The 23,107-nt window shown below is 30.4% G+C and carries 14 protein-coding genes and 2 tRNA genes; 6 read left to right on the top strand and 10 right to left on the bottom strand.

Annotated elements, in window-relative coordinates:
- Genes ACH5TW_RS14240 through ACH5TW_RS14230 form a run of 3 tightly spaced genes read left to right on the top strand, consistent with a single transcriptional unit; the run spans position 1 to position 4,007 of the window.
- On the top strand, positions 1–447 hold the full coding sequence (locus tag ACH5TW_RS14240; RefSeq protein ID WP_439337172.1) for a protein-disulfide reductase DsbD domain-containing protein: 447 nt from the start codon (positions 1–3) through the stop codon (positions 445–447).
- Between the two features lie 17 nt (positions 448–464).
- Entirely contained in the window at positions 465–2,486 is a 2,022-nt protein-coding gene (locus ACH5TW_RS14235; RefSeq protein WP_439337171.1) for a protein-disulfide reductase DsbD family protein, read from the top strand.
- A 6-nt stretch (positions 2,487–2,492) separates the two neighbouring features.
- Positions 2,493–4,007: an aminotransferase class V-fold PLP-dependent enzyme gene (locus ACH5TW_RS14230; RefSeq protein ID WP_439337170.1), complete on the top strand. Its 1,515-nt coding sequence runs from the start codon at positions 2,493–2,495 to the stop codon at positions 4,005–4,007.
- Positions 4,008–4,158: 151 nt separating this feature from the next.
- Here the strand turns inward: ACH5TW_RS14230 and ACH5TW_RS14225 are convergent, their stop codons facing one another.
- The 9 genes from ACH5TW_RS14225 to ACH5TW_RS14185 form a co-directional block, all read right to left on the bottom strand.
- Positions 4,159–6,762 carry an alpha/beta hydrolase family protein gene (locus tag ACH5TW_RS14225; RefSeq protein WP_439337169.1) on the bottom strand — a complete coding sequence of 868 codons (2,604 nt, stop codon included), beginning with the start codon at positions 6,760–6,762 and terminating at the stop codon, positions 4,159–4,161.
- Positions 6,763–6,768: 6 nt separating this feature from the next.
- Positions 6,769–8,757, bottom strand: coding sequence for a TlpA family protein disulfide reductase (locus tag ACH5TW_RS14220; protein WP_439337168.1), 1,989 nt, complete (start codon positions 8,755–8,757; stop codon positions 6,769–6,771).
- A gap of 17 nt (positions 8,758–8,774) precedes the next feature.
- A complete protein-coding gene (locus ACH5TW_RS14215) occupies positions 8,775–10,133 on the bottom strand; it encodes a RagB/SusD family nutrient uptake outer membrane protein (RefSeq protein ID WP_439337167.1) in 1,359 nt (452 codons plus the stop codon).
- Positions 10,134–10,162: 29 nt separating this feature from the next.
- Positions 10,163–13,750 (bottom strand): SusC/RagA family TonB-linked outer membrane protein, encoded by a 3,588-nt coding sequence (locus ACH5TW_RS14210; protein WP_439337166.1) that lies wholly within the window; start codon positions 13,748–13,750, stop codon positions 10,163–10,165.
- Between the two features lie 98 nt (positions 13,751–13,848).
- Positions 13,849–15,027, bottom strand: a complete 1,179-nt coding sequence (locus tag ACH5TW_RS14205) for a FecR family protein (protein WP_439337165.1) — start codon at positions 15,025–15,027, stop codon at positions 13,849–13,851.
- Between the two features lie 203 nt (positions 15,028–15,230).
- On the bottom strand, positions 15,231–15,773 hold the full coding sequence (locus ACH5TW_RS14200) for an RNA polymerase sigma-70 factor (RefSeq protein WP_439337164.1): 543 nt from the start codon (positions 15,771–15,773) through the stop codon (positions 15,231–15,233).
- 169 nt (positions 15,774–15,942) lie between these two features.
- Positions 15,943–16,017 (bottom strand) — tRNA-Pro (locus ACH5TW_RS14195).
- Between the two features lie 67 nt (positions 16,018–16,084).
- The gene (trxB, locus tag ACH5TW_RS14190) at positions 16,085–17,065 is read right to left on the bottom strand and encodes a thioredoxin-disulfide reductase (RefSeq protein WP_439337163.1); all 981 of its coding nucleotides are present in this window, start codon (positions 17,063–17,065) and stop codon (positions 16,085–16,087) included.
- A 631-nt stretch (positions 17,066–17,696) separates the two neighbouring features.
- Complete coding sequence (locus ACH5TW_RS14185) at positions 17,697–18,725, bottom strand: LacI family DNA-binding transcriptional regulator (protein ID WP_439337162.1); 1,029 nt, start codon at positions 18,723–18,725, stop codon at positions 17,697–17,699.
- 159 nt (positions 18,726–18,884) lie between these two features.
- Between ACH5TW_RS14185 and kduI the strand changes: the two genes are divergently transcribed.
- The gene (gene kduI / locus ACH5TW_RS14180) at positions 18,885–19,727 is read left to right on the top strand and encodes a 5-dehydro-4-deoxy-D-glucuronate isomerase (RefSeq protein ID WP_439337161.1); all 843 of its coding nucleotides are present in this window, start codon (positions 18,885–18,887) and stop codon (positions 19,725–19,727) included.
- A gap of 11 nt (positions 19,728–19,738) precedes the next feature.
- The gene (locus ACH5TW_RS14175) at positions 19,739–20,530 is read left to right on the top strand and encodes a gluconate 5-dehydrogenase (protein WP_439337160.1); all 792 of its coding nucleotides are present in this window, start codon (positions 19,739–19,741) and stop codon (positions 20,528–20,530) included.
- Between the two features lie 65 nt (positions 20,531–20,595).
- On the opposite strand, the gene ACH5TW_RS14170 is transcribed toward ACH5TW_RS14175, so the two are convergent.
- A tRNA-Pro gene (locus ACH5TW_RS14170) sits at positions 20,596–20,670 on the bottom strand.
- Positions 20,671–20,813: 143 nt separating this feature from the next.
- On the opposite strand from ACH5TW_RS14170, the gene ACH5TW_RS14165 reads away from it, so the two are divergent.
- Positions 20,814–23,102, top strand: a complete 2,289-nt coding sequence (locus ACH5TW_RS14165) for a TonB-dependent receptor family protein (protein WP_439337159.1) — start codon at positions 20,814–20,816, stop codon at positions 23,100–23,102.
- The last annotated feature ends 5 nt before the right edge of the window (positions 23,103–23,107 follow it).

Below are 23,107 nucleotides of genomic sequence, written 5' to 3'. Positions count from 1 at the left end.
ATGAAAAAAATAATTTTAGTATTTGCTCTTATAGCAGCAACCATTTTACAGGCTCAAATATTAGAGCCTGTAAAATGGTCTACATCAACCAAAAAAATATCAGAAACTGAATACGAATTAATTGCAATTGCAACCATAGAAACGCATTGGCATTTATATTCTCAAACGGTTCCAGAAGGCGGACCAATTGCAACAACTTTTTCTTTTACTGGTAACGGTAATTATTTAAAAAAGGGTAATACCTCTGAAGAAGAGGGGCACACAATTGATGACCCAGTTTTTGGAATGAAAATTAAGTTTTTTGAAACTAAAGCATTATTTAAACAACGTATAAAACTTAAAACAAAAGAAGCTTTTAAGGTAAATGCTACTGTAGAATTCATGGTTTGTGATGACAGCAGATGTTTACCCCCTACAGAAGCCGATTTAGTTTTTAGTATACAGTAGTATAAATCATAATTAATATGAAAAAAATCATTTTAATAGCGCTAATTACAATATCATTTTTTGGTAATGCACAAATGTATGATCCTGTAAAATGGTCAACATCTGTAGAAAAACTATCAGACACAGAATATGAATTAATTTCTATAGCAACTATTGAGTCAGGTTCTCATTTATATTCACAAACTGTACCAGAAGGAGGCCCAATTGCAACAACATTTATGTTTGATGATGCAAATGGTAGTATAAAAATAATAGGCAATACTTCCGAAGAAGAAGGACATACAGTGGATGACCCAGTTTTTGAAATGAAAATTAAATACTTTGAAAACAAAGCTATTTTTAAACAAAAAGTAAGCCTTATTAAAGCCATAAGCGAAGTAAGAGGGTCTGTGGAGTTTATGGCTTGTGATGATAAAAGGTGTTCTCCTCCAACAGAAATAGATTTAGTATTTAAAATCGCCTCTAATAAAACAAATGGAGCGTTAATAAATTCAGAAAACTTAAATGATTTAAAAGTAGATGACAATTTTACAAATGCGTTACTCTATGGAATGTCTTCTGATGATTTAAAAAGAATAAGCATTGCAACAGATAAAGCGTCAGAAAAACAAACAAGTAATAGTTCTGTAAGTTCAACTCTTATAAAGATTTTTGGCTTAGGATTTTTAGGCGGTTTATTAGCATTATTAACCCCTTGTGTATTTCCAATGATTCCTTTAACGGTTAGTTTCTTTACAAAAAAGAGTGGCCAAACAAAAGGAGCAGGAATTTCAAAAGCATTGCTTTATGGGTTCTTTATTTTTGCCGTTTATATACTATTAAGTGTGCCATTTCACCTATTAGACTCTGTAAACCCTGATATTTTAAATGAAATTTCAACTAATATTTGGTTAAATATTATCTTTTTTGTCATTTTCATCTTTTTTGCTTTTTCATTTTTTGGATATTATGAATTAACGCTACCATCTAAATGGACAAATAAAACAACACAAGGCGAAAATATTGGAGGTATAGTAGGTGTATTTTTTATGGCCTTAACATTAGCCCTCGTATCATTTTCATGTACGGGCCCTATTTTAGGCTCTTTATTAGCAGGCTCTTTAACAGCCGATGGTGGCGCATGGCAACTTACTGCAGGTATGGCTGGATTTGGTGTGGCATTGGGGCTCCCTTTTGCGTTATTTGCAATGTTTCCAAATATGATGAATGCATTGCCTAAATCGGGTGGATGGCTTAATACTACAAAAGTTGTTTTAGGTTTTCTAGAGTTAGCATTGGCTTTTAAATTTTTATCAAATGCCGATTTAGTAGCGCATTGGGGGATTTTAAAAATTGAGCCTTTTTTAATTATTTGGATTATTGTATTTGCTGGTTTAGCATTATACCTATTAGGTAAAATAAAATTCCCTCATGATTCACCAATAAAAAAATTATCTTTTTTAAGAATAGCTGGAGGGATATTAGTTGCAGCATTTACAATTTACTTGGCATCTGGATTCAGAATTAATAAAGAAACTAATACCTTTTCTTCTTTAACACTTTTAAGTGGATTAGCACCACCTGTTGGTTATAGTTTTATATACCCTAATGACTGTCCTAATAATTTAAATTGTTTTAAAAATTTAAAAGAAGGATTAGCATATGCTAAAAAAGTAAACAAACCAATTATGATCGATTTTACAGGATTGGCTTGTGTTAATTGCAGAAAAATGGAAGAACACGTATGGTCTGTAGATAAAATTGATAACTACTTAAGAAATGAATATGTTTTAATCTCTCTGTATGTTGATGATAAAAAAGAACTTCCAAAAGAAGAGCAAATTAAAGTAAGTAGAATAAATGGAGGCACAAGAGAACTTAAAAACTATGGACATAAATGGGCGCATTTTCAAACGCAATTTTTTCAAACGAATTCTCAGCCTTATTATGTTTTGTTAAGCCCAGATGGAAAACAAATTTTAAATACTCCTGTGGGATACACACCAGATGTAAATGAATATCATAACTGGTTGAAAGAAGGTGTAACAAATTTTGAATAATTTAATATGGGTAAGCTAAGTAGTTTCTTCAAAGGAAATAATACAGCAAAAGAAACACCTTCAAACCTAGAAACATATTTTGCGCCTTTTAGACAAAATATAGTAGGTATTAATACTGAATTTGATTCACCTTACGGAAAGAAGAAAATTATTTATGCCGATTGGACAGCAAGCGGACGCTTATACAGACCTATAGAAGAAAAGCTTATAAATGAGATAGGTCCTTATGTTGCCAATACTCATACCGAAACATCTATAACTGGTAGTGTTATGACGCATGCTTATCATGATGCTAGAGCCATTATAAAAACGCATGTAAACGCTTCAAAAGATGATGTATTAATTACTGTAGGAACAGGAATGACGGGAGCTATAAATAAGTTTCAGCGTATTTTAGGTATTAAATTAAATGAAAATTTAAAAGATTACACCCAAGTTCCTGAAGAAAAGAGACCTATTATTTTTGTGTCTCATATGGAACATCACTCTAACCAAACTTCTTGGTTAGAAACCATAGCACGCGTAGAAGTAATTCCTTCTAATAGTGAAGGTTTACCATGTACAGTAAGTTTAGCTTATTTATTAAAAAAGCATAGTGAAGTTCCAATTAAAATAGCAGCCATTACAGGGTGCTCAAACGTAACCGGAATACGAACAAATTATTATGAAGTTGCAAAAATGATGCATCAAAATAATGGTTTATGCTTTGTTGATTTTGCATGTTCTGCTCCGTATGTTAAAATTGATATGCATCCAGAAGATGAAGACGAGTATTTAGATGCTGTTACATTTTCTCCACATAAATTTCTAGGAGGTCCTGGAACATCTGGCGTTTTAATTTTTAATAAAAAATTATATAAAAACTTAGTACCAGATAACCCAGGTGGTGGCACTGTAAGTTACACCAATCCATGGGGTGATCATGATTATATTGACGATATAGAAACACGCGAAGATGGTGGCACACCTGGTTTTTTACAAGCTATTAAAATAGCAATGTCCATTAAGTTAAAAGATAAGATGGGTATTGAAAACATACTTAAACGCGAGCATGAACTCATTACTATCATTTTTGATAGCCTAACTAAAATTGAAAACTTAAAAATACTTGCTCCAGAAAACACTGATAGATTAGGTGTAATTTCTTTCTATATAGAAGATGTACATTATAACTTAATTGTAAAATTGCTTAATGATAGATTTGGAGTACAAACAAGAGGAGGTTGTTCTTGTGCTGGAACTTATGGACATTATTTATTAAATGTGGATCAGCCAACATCTAAATCAATAGAAAAGAAAATTTTAGAAGGTTGTTTAATTGAGCGTCCAGGATGGATTCGTATGTCTATTCACCCAACCATGACAAATGCCGAGGTTCGATTTATCTGTAAATCTATTGAAGAAGTTGGAAAAAACTACCGCGAATGGCAAAAAGATTACACACACGATGCTGTAAAAAATGAATTTATTCATAATAGTAATATCGTTATTGAAAAAGATATTATTAAAAACTGGTTTTAACTGGTTATCACATAGGAAACAGCTCTTTTTTTTTAATATAAAAGGCAGACTTTTTAAAGACTGCCTTCTTTTAACTTCTATTATTTAGAGTGACTAATTCAAATAAGAAAACTTAAATAAAGTTTACAGCTAGAAGCTTAATTTTGGTTAATTACATCCAATCTGGTTGTTTTTCATCTTTTAAATAAAAATCAAAAAAGGATTGCATTTTCTCTGTCCAATCAATTCTGTTTTTATAGGCATTTAAGGTGTGTCGTTCATCTTTATAGTTAATAAGCCAACTTGGTTTACTCAAGCGTCTTAATGCAAAAAACAGCGACATCCCTTCTTGAAAAGGCACCGAAAAATCATGATCGTTATGAAATATTAATGTTGGCGTTTGAATATTTTTAGCAGAAAAAACAGGTGAGTTTTTTATGTAAGTATCTGGCGCATCAAATAACGATGCTTTCATTCGGTATTGATCGGCTTCGTATTTAAACATGTTAGACAAACCATTGCCTCTATAACTTAAATAACTAGAGGTAAAATTACTAACACCAGAACCTACAATAGCACAGTTAAAAACATTGGTTTGGGTTAGTAAAAAAGAGGTTTGATAACCACCAAAACTATGCCCTTGAATACCTATTTTACCTTTAGTTGCAATACCTTTTTTTATTAAATATTCAACACCACTAACAGCTGCATTATATGCACTCATTCCTGGTTCGTTTAATGTATAATGTACATCTGGTTGAAAAACAATATAACCTTGACTTACATAGGTAGGAATATTGATACTTGAGGTACTAAATTCAGGTGTATGATAGTGATGTAATTCTTGAGTATGCTTTTCATAAAAATGTACAAGCATAGGATAGGTTTTATTTTCATCATAACCTTCTGGTAAATAAAGTACACCTTCGTTTTTCTCGCCTTTATAGGTTTTCCATGATACTAATTTAGAAGTTCCCCAAGCGTATTTATTTTGCTGAGGATTTATATTTGTAATTTGCTTCTGATTTTTGAAACTTTTATCAGCCCACCAAATATCTGGAAAACGAGAATAGCTTTCTCTACTAAATAAATAAGCATTATCATTTCCTGAGGCTTCTAAAATTTTTATATCACTATCATCATATTCTACGAGTTTTTCAACAGTGTTATTTTGCAATGTATAGATGCCTGAAGATTTCGTTTTTATATTAAAACTTTTTAAAAGTAATGGCTTTTCTAAAGACAAATCACCCATAAATGATGATTTATTAAAGCGAAATTGTAAATGGTGTTTTCTACCATATTCTCTAGTAATTGAATACGATTTTTTACGCCCAGTAAGATCTATTGCCCACAAATCATATTTACCATAAACAACAACTGTTTGTCCGTTATCTAACCAACCTGCAATATCGTAAGAAGTAGATTCTAATCCCATATCGCTTTCTGTATTCCAAAGTGGGTATTTGATATCGTTACCTATGTCTTTAAATACAGGCTTTTCATCGTTTGGGTTTAATGCCATCCAAACTTTCTTCTTACTATTAAATAATACAGCATAAGCACCGTTAGAATTCCAATATGGAGGATTTAAAACACCTTCCATCAATAAAGTTCTAGAATTATTTTTAAGATTTACTAGATACAAATCAAACCGTTCGCTAAATTCCCAATCTAATGCAACCTCATATTTTTCTTTATTAGTTTCAAAAACACTTGTGTAATTTTCGGTATTGGGAGCTATGACTTGGTCATAATTACCTGAAGATATTTTAACGCATGTCTTTTCTGCTATATTATAGATATAACGTGATGGTTTCTTTTTGATTTTCTGACCTCGTAATTTTTCGAAACGGCGCGCCTTAGTGCCTTCATTCCATTTCCAAATATCAACATCTGTTTTAGCTTGGTTTCTACCTCTATTTCTGTCAAAATGTGGTTTTAATTCAAGGCTAATGGTATTTGTATTGGCATTTAAAAGATATGCTTTTCTTAAAAATTCAACCGATGTATCTTCACATGTAATGGTATCAAAATCTAAAATTTGCTTAGTTATTCCAGATTTTAAATTGAAATAATACAACAAGTTAGTAGTTTCTGAATTTTCAGATTTTAATGTAAATGTACCTTCTGTTTTATTTGAGTTTAGTTCGAAATCGCCAAAATCGTTCGCATTACAGGTATAAAAAGTTTTATAAGGACCTCCAATACCACCTTGTTTTAAAGATACTTTTCCTGCTTCTTCTTGAACAAAAATGATATCGTGATCGTTATTATAGGCTTTAAATCTTTTTACATTATTTATAACAAGGCTGTCATTTTTTTCAAGATTATAATACACCAATTTTTGTAAAGCGCCTCCATTTACAAAGGGACCGAAATGATTATAAAATAAAAAATCACTATTCTTTATTGCTCTAGTATAATCGGTAACCGACCAATAACGTTTTTTATTTGAAGCTAAATCATGTAAAAAAACGCTATCGTTTTGAGTGTATTTCAACCAGTTTTTAGTACCAACAAACTCTAAATCATTTACATTATTTAAAATAATTTGTTGGTTGATTTTAACGTTTTCAATTGTTATTGTATTAGCATTAGTTTCTCTTTCATCTTGATATGCTATGCTATAAAACAGCCAATTACCATTGTGTGACATACCTTTATTTGCTAAATGTTTCCATGATTTATAAGCTAGCGTGTCTATACTTTTTTTCTGACCTTCTACATGTTGCACCAGTAAAATAGCAAAGCAAATTAGGATAAATTGTTTCATAACAAATTAGATGTCTTCAGATTTTAAAATATCTATAACGGCAGATAATTCATCAACCAACTCTAAAGGGTTTACTCCAGAACCTTCTGATGAATATCTTATTTTTCCATTTTTAATAATAACTTTTCTAGGAATACCACTTGAATTAAAAAACGCTGCGAATTTTGAAAAAGTAACATTATTTGTTTTATCGGCAGCTGGTTTTTTATCAAATAACACATTGAAATTATAACCTTTTTTCTTGATATAAGCTTCAGCTTGTACTTGATAACCTTCTTTCGTTTCCATAGTAGAAATAAAATAAAAACGAATTTTAGGATCATTTTTGTATTTATCAACTGCCATTTGCATACCAGGAAATGCTTTTTTACAAGGCCCACACCATGTTGCCCAAAAATCTATGATAATAATGTCATCCTTGTTTTCTGAAATAGTAACAGGATTACCTTGAGCATCTTCTACACTAAATTTAGGGCTTTCTGTTTTTAAAATTTCGGTCTTTAAAATTTCAATATTAACAGCCTTATTTTTCGTTTTTAGTTTTTCTAGATATGTATCAAAATTATTTTCTTCATGCCCTTCTTCTAAATATACCTGCTTTAATCTTTCTATCATTAGAGGCGATAGCGCATTATAACTTGCTGCTTTTTCTAATAATGGTAAAACTGGACGTTTAAGTACTTCTAAAATAGACATATGCAATTCATTTACATTTGAATTTTCATATAATGTATCTTTAGATAGTTTGTCGAAAAAGCTTAAAGCTTCTTGATATTCTTTTTCAGCAAAAAGTAATTTTATATGTGTTTTAAGTTTTGCATCTAATTGCTGTATTGCATTATCAGTACTTTGATTAGGTGACCAGTATAAACCATTCATATAAGATAGATCTTCTTTTTTATCCATCATATTTGCTATCATTATTTTTGAAAGCTTTAAGAGTGTTTTTGTGTCTACTGTTTTAAAATGAAGTGCTTTTGAAATATTATGATGGTAACTATCATTAATACTTAAAAAATTCATTTGAGGCAATAAAGCTTCTATTTTGTTATATTCTTTTGTTGAAAAATACAATCTAAATAACTCGCTGTAAACTTTATTATAAATATACTGCTGCTCATCTGGTACATTTTCATCATCTGGAAAGGTTGTTAAAAATGTATTTAAAGCTAGAATTTTATCCGAGCTATCTGTAATCGTTCTAAGTTTTTGAAATTCTAAAAAACGCATTTCAATTCCCCTTGGGAATTTTTGTAAAATGACAGTTTCTAAGCTATCTGCTGCTGATTTATTTTCAAGCGTATATGCAAACAGATTCTTTATTTTTAGATATTCAGGTTCGTATAATTTGGGGAAATCATTTAAAAATCGATGTAGCATTTTATTACCAAACGCCTTATAATCATCCGGTTTTCTAAGTTTTGCAATTTTAATATAGCTATTGATAAAAAGAGGAAAAAAAGTTGTGTTTTCTTTAATTTCTTTTTTTATCCAAAGCTCTGTTGCTTCTTGAGATACCGAAAATTCTTTAAAATAATTTCCAAATTGCTGATTGAAATCTGAGTTTCTAAAAGTTCCCCAAGCCAAATAGCTTCCTGGGATTTTTTGTTGCGCCTCTGTAATAGGCGTGTACATAAAACCAATATCATTATTAGTATCTGTAACAACACCTTGATCTGTATTGGCTAAAAATTTAAAGGCTATAAAAGCACAGTCTTTAGGAATTGTATATTCACCATTCCAAATACCGCTACCTTTTGTAAGTTTTACATCAGCTATTTGCCATTTGTAATTTATAAAAGTATAAACAACACCTTGTATGTTAGCTGTTTTCTCTAACGGCCCTCCTACTGGGTTATATGTAAAATGAAGAGTTGTTTCTGATATTACAGGTTGTGTAATGCCTTGTAATCTTGACTCATTTTCGGATGCTTGTGCATGACAAACAAATAACCACATCATCATAACGATGATGTGGTTTAGTGTTTTTTTCATAAAAAAACAGGTTGCTATTAATTATCTAATTCTGGGTTTAAATCGATATAATTTTGAAATATTGGAAATACATAACCGTCACTATTTGGTTCTAGGGTAAATGTTTCTCCTAAAAATTCTCGAGTTTTAGTTTCTTTATAACGGTCTTCTAAGTTTAATCGTTTTTGATCAAACCATCTAAAACCTCTTCCTATAAATTCTTTTTGTCTTTCGGCTATAACTAAATCAAGAGCATCTTCTTTAGTTGTTGCTGTTGCTTCATAATCAGAACCATCATCAAATCGCTTTGCTCTTAAGGTATTTAATTGCTCTAAACCAAGTTCTACGTTGTTTAATCGCACTTGACTTTCTGCTGCTATTAAATACATCTCTGGTACAGACACCCCTACATTAATACCATTTGTATAACTATAACTGTCAAGACCAAAACCTCTACCTTCAAAAGATGGCCAAAAATTGAAACCTGGCGCTGTATACACATCATATCTAGCATCTACTGCATCAAAACTATCTATCAAGCTTTGAGAAAGTGACGCTCCTTTAAAACTAAACTGTATTTTTTTACTGAAAATAATTTCTGGATTATCTAATAACGCAGGGTAACCGTAAGGGTTATATCGAATAGCTGCGATATCGATAAGTCCATTTTGTAAATTCAATGCGTTTTCTGCATGTTCTAAAGCCAATTCGTAATTACCCATATATAAATATGTTCTTGCCAAAAGTGCATAAGTAGCAGCTTTAGATGGCAATACATTAAATTCTGGTAAATTTTGAATGTTATATGCTAATGCATTTTCTAAATCGGAAATAATTTGCTCATAAACCTCATTTACTGTAGATCTTTCTAAACTGCTAAATAAATCTGGAGTTAATAATAAAGGCACAGCTTTTTCATTAGCTGTATTTGCTCCATCGTAATGTGGCGCATAAATATTAACTAGTTGTAAATATGAATATGCTCTGTTTACATAAGCTTCAGCAATAATTTCTTCTTTTTCTGATTCGCTACCGTTTTCACTTTCCAAAACACCATCTATAATGACATTAGAATAGTAAACGGTTAAATACAAGCTATTCCAATCTGAATCGCCTTGGCCAGAATTATAAATAGCTGGTTGCCATGTATAACTATTAGTCCATATATCGTCTATTTGAGATTGGAAATCTCCAGTAATTTCAGTATCATCATTAGCTAAAAGATACATCCCTCCTACATTTTCTGTAGGCATATAATTATTAGCCACCCCTCTATAATCTGACGTGTATTTTAACACACGGTCATTACCTACGGGTTCAATTTCTACATAATCGCTACAAGCATTTAAACAACATAAAATGCCAGTAAAAAAAGTTATATATTTTATTATTTTCATCTGTTTTTATTTTAATTAATTATACTTGTTTAAAATCCTAAGTTAAATTGTAACGTGTAATTTCTCTCAGGAGGTAGTGTACTATAATTATTATTTGACAAGTACAGAGGATCTATACCTTCATCGTTCTTACGCCATATAATACCTAGGTTTCTTGCAGTAAAAGATACACTCATAGACTTGAAGAAAGTATTTTTTAACCATTGACTAGGCATATTATACCCTAATGAAATTTGTTGCAACCTTAAATGATCGGCAGGTAGTACATTGATGTCGGCATTTTGAAATCTATTTAAACTATTATAGCTAATATTAGCTAAACCAGGCACATTAGTAGTTAACTCATCTCCAGGAGTTTTCCATCTATTTGCAACAATAGCATCATTACTTACACTACCAAAATGTCCACCAACATATGTAGGATAATTTTGTAGCACTCTATTTCTAAATACATGTCCCATATAATAGGTCATACGCACTCCTACACTGAAGTTTTTATATGAAAACGTATTAAAAAGGCCTCCGAAATAAGGTGCTTGAGCTACTCCCATATACTCAACATCTTCTAGATTAATTTGATCATTCCATACAGAAGCATCAATAATATCACCATTTTCAGCAAATATTTGAGATTGTCCTGTAGCATCTAAACCAGCCCATTTATAAGCATACACACTTCCAAGAGGTTTACCTGTAATAGGAGAACCTTGACCACCTATAAGTTCATACTCAGCTGTTGGTTCAAATCTAGAATCTGTTACTTCGTTTGTGTTATATGAGAAGTTAAAAGTACTTTTCCATTGAAAATCTCCTCTAAATATAAATCCTGTTAAACCAAGATCTACTCCTTTTCCTTTTAATGTTCCAGCATTATATTGTAAATAAGACCAACCATATGTAGAATTATGAGGTAAATAAGTTAGGATGTCTTCAGATTTTTTAGAATAAAAATCTAAATTACCTGATAATCTATTATTAAATAAACCAAAGTTTAAACCAAAATTCCATGTATTAGTAATTTCCCATTTTAATTCAGAATTTTCAGGTAATGAAATATCTGTAATAGGTAATTGTGTATTCCAATCATTATTTCCAACACTTATAATAGCATTACTATTTCCAATTCCTCCTGAAGGAGCACTACCTCCTTTACCATAAGTAGCTTTTAAACTTAAGGTATTTAACCAATCTGCATTTCTTAAAAAGTTTTCTTCACTAATATTCCAGCTTACACCAGTAGACCAAAAAGGTATGGCTCTATCTTTTCTAGTTTTTGCACCTAAAAGATTAAAATCATCTAAACGAATACTACCAGAAACAGTATATTTATTTTTATATGAATAACTTCCTAAAGAATAATAAGACAAAGCTCTATCTTTACTTTTAAATACATTCTGATCTACACTTGGTAAATACTCATCCCAACCAAATATAGAAGGGTATTGAGAATTTGTTTCTTGTGATGTATTAGTATTAGTATCATAACCGTAACGTGTTTGTGAAGAACCTTCTCCACGCTCTTCTCTAACTTCAGAACCTGCAGTAAAACTAATATTATGAATATCATTAAAACTCTTATTAATATTTAATTGCAAACGCATACTCTGACTAGTAGTTTGTCTATTACTAGTACTATAATGTGCTCCTAATGGAATACCATAAACACGCTCACCAAATTGGTAAGTAGTAGCTTGATTAAGTAAATTTCTTGTATAATAACTATCAAGTTCATTTAATGTATTTGTGCTATTTTTAATTGAAGTATACATACCTGAAGCTTCTACATTTAACCAATCTGTTACTTTTGCGGTTAATTTTGCATTCAAACGAATATTATCTCCTTTCGTTTTGGTATTAGACATATTAAGTTCGTCTAAATAATTATAAGTCCATGGTAAATACCCATTATCGACTCCAAGCCCTTGCTGTTGTATCGCTTCTGGAGTAAACCTTAGATAATGATTAATGCCATTACCGCTAGCATCTACAATCATATCATAAGGATGTAAAGCAGAACTTGCATTATAAGGAGAACTTGTAGCATTTGATAAAGCATCATTTGCTGTATTATTTTGTATATAATCAGATTTCACATAATTAATACCTGTTTCAAGAGATAAAATAGAATTAAGCTTCACCGTATTGTTCAAAGTAACATAATAAGCACTTGAATTATTACTTTTCATAACAGCATCATCTTTATTATATCCTGTTGAAATATAATAGTTATGCGTATCGCTACCACCAGATATAGAAAAATCGTATTGTTGAGAAACCGAATTACCTAATAAATACTTATTAATTTGGTCTTGATTATTTCTATTTGAAAGTTCGTTTAACATTGCATTTTGCTCAGCTTCGGTTATTTCACCACGTTGAGCTTTAAACATAATATTTTGTACTTCTGAAGGGTTTGTATTTTGCCAATTCCAACTATTATCAACCAAGAAGCCACCATTTACCATTTCTTTTTCAAAATCGACATAATCACTTGTTGACATTTGACGAAGATTATCTAAACTAATTTTACTTCCAATAGTTGTTGAAGAACTAAAATTAACCGTTGGTTCTTGAGATTTTCTTCCTGTTTTCGTTGTTATTACAATAACTCCATTTGCCGCTCCTGAACCCCAAATTGCTGCAGCTGCAGCATCTTTAAGTACTGTAATACTTTCTATGTCATCAGAATTTACATAACTTAGTATAGATTTACCTTGAGATCTTTTTGTTAAATCAAAACCATCCTGAGGCAATGGAAAACCATCAATAACAATTAAAGGTTCTGTTTTAGAAAAACTATTAGTACCTCGAATTTCTATTTCTCCCGTTTTAACATTAACGTTAACACCTGGTGCAATACCTTCCAAACGTTCGTTAATATCTATTGTTGGTGTTTTTTCTAAATCTTTAGCAGTTACAAATCCAAAAGATCCTGTAGCACGTTCTTTTGGGATTTTTGTATATCCATTTGAATAAGATACTATATTAACTTCATTAAGCTCTGTTAACCTTTCTTCCATGGTTACTGCTATATAGCTTCTACTATTAACAGGTACTTCAACATCTTTAAAGCCTAAAAAAGAAAAAATAAGCGTATCGTCTGATTGTACTGTTATTTTATAACTACCATCATTTTTTGTAACATCCCATTTATCTTTCGATTTGTTTATAACAGTTACACTTGGCATTGGGACACCATTTTTATCTGTTACAATTCCTGAAACTTCAATTTCTTGTTGGTTAGCAATTTTAGCTTGAGTATTAGGCACTATAATAATTAAATTATCCTCAGTAAACTTAGCCTGATAATTACTACCTATTATTTGTGATACAACCTCTAATAAATCTGTATCCTTTACATTTACATTAACTAATTCTTTTACATTAAAAGTGTCATAATTATAGAAAAATGTAACACCAGTTTTTTCTGTTAAAGTATTTAAAACATCATAAACTGATTTGTTTTCAACACTTAACGTTACTTTTTGCGAAAATGCAAAAGCCGTAACATTTATAAAAATTATAAAAAGTATTAAAGATTTTCTCATGAGATCAAGAATTTTATCCCAATAATCATTTCGATTTTCATTGGGAATTCTGCATAATTTTTTTTTCATACATTTGAGTGTTTAGATTGTTAATTAAAATTTGTTGTTAGTTTGCGACTAAACGTCTATTATACCGGGAAATGTTGGCGCATTTTCCGGTTTGTTTTTTAATATATTTTTACTTCATAAACATCTCCCTTTAGGGTGATTTCATAATTTATATTTGCTGTTTGACTTATAATATCTAATAAATAATCTAATGGCTTATTTTTTAAAACAACACCTTTAAAAAGTTTTTGTTTTAAAGCTTCGTTTGCAAAAGAAACCTCAAAATTATACCACCGAGACATACGTAGTAAAATATTTTCTAATGATGCATTGTCAAAATAAAACTCGCCACCTTTCCATGCACTATAAATTTTAGCATCTACATTTTTAACAGCTAAAACACCTGATTTTGCTTCGTTATATGCAGCTTGCTCTCCTGGATTTAAATAAACAAAGGATGCTTTATTACTAAATTGTTCTGCCATGGTAACTTTTACAGCACCTTCTTGTAAGGTTGTTGTAAAATACGGATCGTCATTATAAGCACTAATATTAAAATGAGTCCCTAAAACTGTAACATCTCCATAATTGGTATTTACGATAAAAGGTTTTAATGCATTTTTTGCAACTTCAAAATAAGCTTCACCTTCTAATTGAACTTCTCTGTTTTGTTTTCCGAATTTTACTGGGTATTTTAAAGATGATTTTGAGTTTAACCACACTTTCGTTCCATCAGAAAGTTCAAGACTATAAATACCGCCTACTGGAATTTTTAAAGTATTATAAACAAATGCTTGTGTAGCAGAAATTGAATCTGCAGAATAAACCAGTGTATTATTAGCATTTGTTATGCTTAAGTCACCTTCCTCTGTAATAGTTTCATTTTGATGGTTATCCAATTCTACTTGCTTTCCATTGGCTAAGACTAAAATTGCTTTTTCAGTTCCTGGTGAAACCGTATTAACAACTTCAACTTTTTCTTTTTGAAAAACAAAAGGAAGCGCTATTAAAAGAACAAAACAAGCTGCAACAGCATATCTAAAAAACGGCTTTTTATAAAGTGGAATTACTTTTCTTGGAGGAGCAACATTATCTTCCTGAATAGCTTCAAGAATATTAATTAACATCTTATTTTTAATGGTGTTCTCTGGCCCTAATGCTTCAACCCATTCGTTATTTATTTGAAAGCTTTCATAGTAATTGACCAATTTTTTCACTTCTTCAAGTGTAATTTTACCATCGAGATATTTTTCAATTAAAGCTTTGAAATCCTGATTATTAATGTGATTAGTATTCATTTACACTATATTAACAGTTTAGTTACATTAATATAGTATCATTTAAAGAAGACATCCCCTAAAAAAAATTCATATTTTTTTTATTTAATCAAATAATTATTCAACATAAACCACGAATTGTTTAAACGATTTGCAACAAATCGCACATAACTAAGACAATTCAACAAAATGAAAGAGTATTTTACTTTGTTTTAAAGAAGCTATTATAATAAAAAACTTAAAGCATGCCCTAAAGAAACTCTTAATATTCTAAGCGCATTCGTAATATGGCTTTCAACAGTTTTTGTAGAAATATTTAGTTGAGCTGCAATTTCTTTATGAGTTAAATTTTCGTTTCTACTTAATTTATAAACCTGCTGACATTTTTCAGGTAAACCATCAACAACAATTTTTATATATGCTTTTAATTCTTTATGCATAATTTGTGTTTCGGGTGTAGCATATTGAAAGCGCTTATCTAAATCTTCTAATAATTCTACGCGTATAATTTTGTTTTTTCTAAATTCGGAAAATACTTTATAACGCACACAAGCATATAAATAACTTTGTAATGTTACTTTTATTTGAAGTTGTGAACGTTTATTCCAAATGTCTATAAAAACATCTTGAATAATTTCTTCGCAAACTTCTTTATCTTTAAGCAAATTGTAAGACGATATGAAAAGTGGCTTCCAATAAATATCGTAAAGCTTTGTTAGTGCTCTTTTATCATCTTTTTTTAGACCTTGAATTATTTCATTGTCCATATTGACCATAGAGAGATGTTACAAATTGAAATAAAACTTTGGTGAATGACAAAGATACGGAAATGTTTTTTTAGCAAAGGTTCCAGTAATTAGATTAAAAATTAATATGCTCATAAAATTCTTAACTTAAAAAAATATAACTCTTTTGCTTTAAAACTTTATTATTTAGTCGGGATGACAGGATTTGAACCTGCGACCACACGGCCCCAAGCCGTGTACGCTAACCGTACTGCGCCACATCCCGAATTATATTAATATCATAAAAAAGCCGAAGCTAAAAATTAGCTTCGGCTTTTTTATAAAGTTTTATTCTAATTGTAATTTGAGGTAGACACCTCAAAAGAAGCATCTTTAGACGCTAAATAGCGCTCAGCATCTAACGCTGCCATACAACCAGTTCCAGCTGCAGTTACGGCTTGTCTATAGACATGATCGGCTGCATCACCAGACACAAAAACACCTTCAATATTTGTCTTAGATGATCCTGCAACATTAATTATATATCCTGTTTCGTCTAATTCTAAAAAATCCTTAAATATATCTGTGTTGGGTTTATGACCAATAGCTACAAAGAAACCAGTTACTGGAATTTCTGTTTTTTCGTTTGTTTTGTTATTAAAAACACGCACTCCTGTTACCACTTGACCATCACCTAATACTTCATCCGTTTCAGTATTAAATAAAATCTCTATATTCTCCGTATTTTTTACTCTATTCGCCATAATTTTAGAAGCTCTAAATTCATCTCTTCTAACAAGCATTGTTACTTTTTTACAAAGTTTAGATAAATAATGAGCTTCTTCACAAGCCGAATCTCCTGCACCTACAATAACTACTTCTTGGTTTCTATAAAAGAATCCATCACAAACAGCACATGCAGAAACACCACCTCCAAGTTTTAAATATTTTTGTTCAGAATCTAATCCTAAATATTTAGCAGAAGCTCCAGTTGATATAATTACAGTATCACAATGAATCTCTTTAATATCGTTAACCCATACTTTATGTATATCTCCAGAAAAATCTACTTTTGTAATCCAACCATCACGAATATCAGCATCAAATCGTTGGGCTTGTGCTTGTAATTGCATCATCATTTCTGGACCTGTTATTCCTTCTGGATATCCTGGAAAATTCTCTACTTCGTTAGTTGTAGTTAATTGTCCTCCAGGTTGCGTTCCTTGATATAGTACTGGGCTCATATTAGCCCTAGCAGCATATATTGCAGCTGTATAACCAGCAGGACCAGAACCTATTATTAAACATTTTACTTTTTCTATTGTATCAGACATAATTACTATTAAGTTTTATAAAACAAAAGTAGAATTTTTGATTAAAACCTTACGTATAAGTTATCAACAGTTTTTATTTATATATAATTACTTCTTATTAAATAAAAACAGATGGACATTTTTTGGTAAATAGTAATAATACACAACTAACTATTTAAAATTAATACCATGAAAACATGTTTGATTATTATTTGCATCTCACTATTATTTTCTTGTAATAAAAATACAAACAAAACTAATCTAAAAAAACTCTAATGATATTTATATTAAAGCACTTCCATTAAAAGTAGGAAGTTAACTAGCTATTAAAACTATAAGGGAGATAGCTCTATAGAGACCACCAAACCCTACAACTCACTTAAACTAATAAAAATATTTACTGAAACTAAAATAATGTAGAGTAGATTAAGAACAATGAATTGTCTAGATTGGTTTAGTGTTGAGAATTACACTTTTAAAGACGGTATTTTAACAGAAGTTTATATTAAGGTTAAAAACCTATGAATAGTCGTATATAAAAGCTAAAAAGAATTTTACTTTTAAAAAACACTTTAATTAGAATACATTTAGTCAAATTGAATTTAATAATATAGGAAAATCTATTTATGCAGAAACCATTTTAAAAATAAAATTATTTTCTTTTTGAAGAATCTCGCTCTATTAATTTTGATTCTAAAATAATGGTCTGACCTTTTTTAGGAATGCTTTTATTAACAATATGCTCTAGTAATAAATCTGTTGCTAATTTCCCTATTTTAAACCCAGATTGATCTATTGTTGTTATTGATGGCTCTATAACTCTAGAAACAGGTTCGTTACTAAATCCAACAATAGCGACATCTTCTGGAGTTTTAATTCCATGTTCCTTTAAATATTTCATAGCACCTATAGCTGCTAAATCATTAGATGAAAATATACCATCGATTTTCAAACCTCTTTCTAAAAGTTTTTCTATACATTCGTACCCGTCTTTTTCCATAAGTCTAGAACTTAATATATACTCACTTTTAAATGGAATATTGTATTTTGCTAAAGCAGCTTCATAGCCTTCAAAACGTTTTTTATAAATCTCAACCTCTAATGGTCCGGAAAAGTGAACAATATTTTTACACCCTTCAAGAATTAAATGTTCAGTAGCATCAAAACCTCCTTTAAAATCATCAATAATTACACAACTATAACCTGGTATATGGCAATGCCTGTCAAAAAACACAAGCGGAACACCACTCTTTTTTAGAACTTCTAAATGTTTATAATCAATAGTTTCCATAGAAACCGAAATAAGCAACCCATCTACCCTATTAGAAACCAAGCCGTCTACAATTTTCTTTTCTCTTTCTAATTGATCTAAAGATTGACAAATAATAACATTAAAACCTGCCTGATATGCCGTTTCTTCAATACCTTGAATTGCTGAAGAAAAAAAGTGTCGAGATATTCTAGGAACAACAACACCTAATGTATGAGTAACATTTTTACGTAGATTTGAAGCGAGTAAATTACGCTGATAACCCAATTCTTCGGCTTTAGCCAAAATCATTGCTTTTGTATCTTCCTTAACTCTTGGGCTATTATTTAATGCCCTTGAAACAGTTGAACTATCAATTTTTAATGCCCTAGCTATATCATGAATAGTAGGTTTATTGATTTTATTAATCACTTATTTTAATTAATTAATATTAATGTTGATAACAAATATAAGTATTAATTTAAATCCAATCGATTGGATATAAATTAATTTTAATACATTTGTAAAATCTCCATCAATATTTTTTGAAAAAATAAAAAACTTACAAATAAAATTAATAAAACTAAGATAATGAAAAGCAATTACGAAGTTAGGTATGCTGCATCTCCACAAGATGTTAAATCATACGATACAGAAAGATTAAGAAACGAATTCTTAATTGATAACTTAATGGAACCTGATGCATTAAACCTAGTATATTCTCACTATGACAGGTTTATTTCTGGTAGTGCTGTTCCTGTTAAAGGCGATTTAAAGCTTGAAGCAATAGACCCTTTAAAGGCAGAGTATTTTCTTGAAAGAAGAGAATTAGGTATTATTAATATTGGAGGTTCTGGAACCGTAATTGTGGATGGAACAGAATATGAATTAGATAATAGAGAAGCTTTATACGTTGGACAAGGAAACAAAGACATTACTTTTTCTAGTAAATCTTCAAGTAATCCTGCCTTATTTTATTTAAACTCAACACCTGCTCACAAAGCATATCCAAATAAAAAAATTGGTATTAATGATGTTGAAGTTGTTGAATTAGGTGCACCTGATACAGCAAATGCTAGAACATTAAGAAAATACATAGTAAATAGTGTTGTTAGCGTTTGTCAATTACAAATGGGAATGACTGAGCTTAAATCTGGAAGTGTTTGGAATACTATGCCAGCACATGTTCACGACAGAAGGATGGAAGTATATTTCTATTTTGATGTTCCTGAAGACCAAGCTGTTTGTCATTTTATGGGACAACCTCAAGAAACTAGACATATTTGGATGCAAAATAATCAGGCAGTAATTTCTCCTGCATGGTCTATTCATTCAGGTTCTGGCACAAGTAATTATACTTTTATCTGGGGAATGGCTGGTGAAAACTTAGACTACGGAGATATGGATCATTGTAAAATAAACGAATTAAAATAAAAAATAAAATTATGTCTATAAACTTATTTGACCTTACAGGAAAAGTTGCCTTAATTACAGGAGCTGTACACGGTTTAGGAATGGCTATGGCAAAAGGTCTTGGAAATGCAGGAGCTACAATAGTTGTAAATAATAATTCTGAAGATAAATTAACTGAAGCTGTTAAGGAATATAGAGCTTGTGGTCTTAATGCTCACGGCTATGTTTTTGATGTTACTGATGAGAAAGCTGTTATTGCAGCTGTAGCTAAAATTGAAGCAGAAGTTGGTCCAATTGATATACTTGTAAATAATGCAGGAATTATTAAAAGAACTCCAATTGTTGATATGGAAGTAACAGATTTTGAATTAGTTCTTAAAGTAGATCTTGTAGGTCCATTTATAGTATCTAAACAAGTAGCGAAAGGAATGATTGAAAGAGGTGGCGGAAAAATCATCAACATCTGTTCAATGATGAGTGAATTAGGAAGAACTTCTGTTAGTGCTTACGCAGCTGCTAAAGGAGGTCTTAAAATGCTAACAAGAAGTATGGCTACAGAATGGGCTAGATTTAATATCCAAACAAACGGAATAGGACCTGGTTATTTTGCTACAACGCAAACAGCTCCTATTAGATTAGATGGACATCCTTTTAATGATTTTATTATTAATAGAACACCTGCTGCACGTTGGGGAGATCCTGAAGATTTACAAGGCGCTGCTATATTTTTAAGTTCTAAAGCTAGTGATTTTGTAAACGGACACGTAGTATACGTAGACGGAGGAATCCTTGCAACTATAGGAAAACCTTCTAACGAAGAATAAATTATAAATAAATATAAAAAGAAAAAGCCTTACTAAAATTAGTAAGGCTTTTTCTTTTTATTAAGTCGGGGTGGCAGGATTCGAACCTGCGACCTCCGCGTCCCAAACGCGGCGCGATAACCGGGCTACGCTACACCCCGAATAGTTATCTTTTAACAGGATGCAAATATACTTATTTTATTCACTCTACAAATTCTTTTTAAAAAAATATCCAACAAAAAATAAAACTAAATAACTATTTAAAATCTATAATTTAGCAATCTATTAAAAAATAGTATTTCCTATGTATTTAAACAAAAAAAAAATATTATCTATCATTAGTATTTGCATAGCCTTATTTGGCCATGGACAAATTAAAATAATTGATAATGAAAGTAACGAGAATTTATATAATGTTAAAATAATTAACATTAAAACAAACGATTCTATAATTTCAAAATCAACCAATTACCCAGAAATATCTAAATCAGGAAAATACATTATTAGAAAAGAAGGCTATAATGAAAAAGTTGTAGAATTAAAAAACGACCAGTACTATATTATTCCATTAAGCATCAATCGCTCTGAATTAAATGAAATCATTATTAATGCGAATCATATTCCTAAAAAACTAAAAAAATCAACAAAATCAATTAGTATCATTTCATTAAAAGATATTGAGCGTTCAAATAATATAAACTTCACCTCTGTTTTAAATAGAACACCAGGAGTTTTTATGCAAAGTGGTGCTCTTAACACTAATCGAATTACAATTAGAGGCATTGGATCGAGAAATTTATTTGGCACAGCAAAAATTAGAGCCTATTTTAAAGATATTCCGTTAACTAATGGTAGTGGAGAAACTAATATTGAAGATTTTGAATTAGCGTCTATTTCTCGTTTCGAAATTATTAAAGGTGCAACCTCTAGTGAATATGGAGCAGGTTTAGGCGGAACCATTAATATAACTCCAAAAAATGCTTATTTAAATACATCGAGTATCAATAATGATTTTATAATAGGTTCTTTTGGACTAAAAAAAGGAATTATTAATTTAAATCATGGCACAACCAAAAATAGTTACAGTGTTATTTACAGCAATACACATAGTGATGGATATCGAGAAAATAATGAATACAATAGACAAACATTCACCCTTAGTTCCAATCACTTTTTAACAAAAAAAGATGAGATTTCGTTATTAGCTAGTTATGTTGATTTAAAAGCTTTCATTCCAAGTTCTATAAATGAATCAACATATTTAGAAAGTCCAAAATCTGCCGCCTTTACATGGAAACAATCACAAGGTTTTGAAGATTCTAAAAGAGGGGTTTTTGGCTTATCATGGAAACATAAATACACTAATAAAACAAAGCAAATTACAAGTATATTCTCATCTTTTAGAAATGCTTACGAACCGAGACCTTTTAATATTTTAAAAGAAAACACTTTTGGAATTGGCATCCGCACAAGGCTTTTAGGGCAAATAAACCTTTTCAATAAAAAACTTGAGTATACTTTTGGTGGCGAACTTTTTAAAGACATTTACAAATACAAAACTTTTGAAAACCTATATAAAGATTTTCCTTCTGGAACAGGAAGTGTTGAAGGTTTAGAATTATCGAATTTTAAAGAAAAAAGAGACTATTTCAATGTTTTTTTTGAAACTAATTATGAGTTTTCAGAAAAAACAACACTTTCTATAGGTTTGAACTTAAATGAAACATCTTATAATTTAGAGGATAGATTTACAGTTTCAGAAACTAATATAGATCAGTCAGGTAGCTATAAATTCAAAAACATCTTATCTCCAAAACTTGGTATTTCTCATTTAATTTCAAAGAATTTTAGTGCTTTTTCAAATATAAGTCACGGCTTCTCTCCTATTACACTTTCAGAAACCTTATTACCGGATGGACAAATAAATACAAATTTGAAACCTGAAACTGGCTGGAATTTTGAAATAGGCACACGTGGTTCTGCTCTTAATAAAAAACTACAATTCAACCTTGCTCTGTATCGCTTAGATATAAAAAATCTACTGGTTTCTAGACGTACAGGAGAAGATGAATATATTGGTATTAACGCAGGGAAAACGCAACATGATGGTTTAGAAATGTCTTTAAACTATAATTGGTTGCAAAATGAAAGCTTATCAATTAGTAGTTTTTCAAATTTTACATTTAACAACTTTACCTTTAAAGAATTTATTGATGATGAAAATAATTTTTCAGGAAATGATTTAACAGGTGTACCTTCTGAAATTTTTAATGCTGGCATAGATGTTGAAACAGCTTTTGGGTTATACGGAAATATTAATTTTCAACATGTTGGAAGCATGCCAATAACAGACTCTAATAGCTTATATTCGAACAGTTACAACTTAACAAACCTCAAATTTGGCTTCAAAAAAAGTCTTAACAAAAAGCTAAAATTCAATCTATATATTGGTATAAACAATATCTTTAATGAAACCTTTGCATCTCAAATATTAATAAATGCATCCGGATTTGGCGGTAACGCACCACGTTACTACTACCCCGGAAACCCAATTAATTATTATACAGGTCTAAATCTAAATTATATTTTTTAATGTAA

The organism is Thalassobellus sediminis, from assembly GCF_044386045.1.
GTDB lineage: Bacteria > Bacteroidota > Bacteroidia > Flavobacteriales > Flavobacteriaceae > Thalassobellus > Thalassobellus sediminis.
Note: the sequence above shows the minus strand (reverse complement) of the source record. Positions and strands in the feature narration are given on the sequence as shown.

Coding starts and splice junctions, on each gene's coding strand:
- ACH5TW_RS14230 (WP_439337170.1), top strand. CDS start 2,493: ATGGGTAAGCTAAGTAGTTTCTTCAAAGGAAATAATACAGCAAAAGAA.
- ACH5TW_RS14240 (WP_439337172.1), top strand. CDS start 1: ATGAAAAAAATAATTTTAGTATTTGCTCTTATAGCAGCAACCATTTTA.
- ACH5TW_RS14200 (WP_439337164.1), bottom strand. CDS start 15,773: ATGGACAATGAAATAATTCAAGGTCTAAAAAAAGATGATAAAAGAGCA.
- ACH5TW_RS14175 (WP_439337160.1), top strand. CDS start 19,739: ATGTCTATAAACTTATTTGACCTTACAGGAAAAGTTGCCTTAATTACA.
- ACH5TW_RS14165 (WP_439337159.1), top strand. CDS start 20,814: ATGTATTTAAACAAAAAAAAAATATTATCTATCATTAGTATTTGCATA.
- ACH5TW_RS14225 (WP_439337169.1), bottom strand. CDS start 6,762: ATGAAACAATTTATCCTAATTTGCTTTGCTATTTTACTGGTGCAACAT.
- ACH5TW_RS14205 (WP_439337165.1), bottom strand. CDS start 15,027: ATGAATACTAATCACATTAATAATCAGGATTTCAAAGCTTTAATTGAA.
- kduI (WP_439337161.1), top strand. CDS start 18,885: ATGAAAAGCAATTACGAAGTTAGGTATGCTGCATCTCCACAAGATGTT.
- ACH5TW_RS14220 (WP_439337168.1), bottom strand. CDS start 8,757: ATGAAAAAAACACTAAACCACATCATCGTTATGATGATGTGGTTATTT.
- ACH5TW_RS14215 (WP_439337167.1), bottom strand. CDS start 10,133: ATGAAAATAATAAAATATATAACTTTTTTTACTGGCATTTTATGTTGT.
- trxB (WP_439337163.1), bottom strand. CDS start 17,065: ATGTCTGATACAATAGAAAAAGTAAAATGTTTAATAATAGGTTCTGGT.
- ACH5TW_RS14210 (WP_439337166.1), bottom strand. CDS start 13,750: ATGAAAAAAAAATTATGCAGAATTCCCAATGAAAATCGAAATGATTAT.
- ACH5TW_RS14235 (WP_439337171.1), top strand. CDS start 465: ATGAAAAAAATCATTTTAATAGCGCTAATTACAATATCATTTTTTGGT.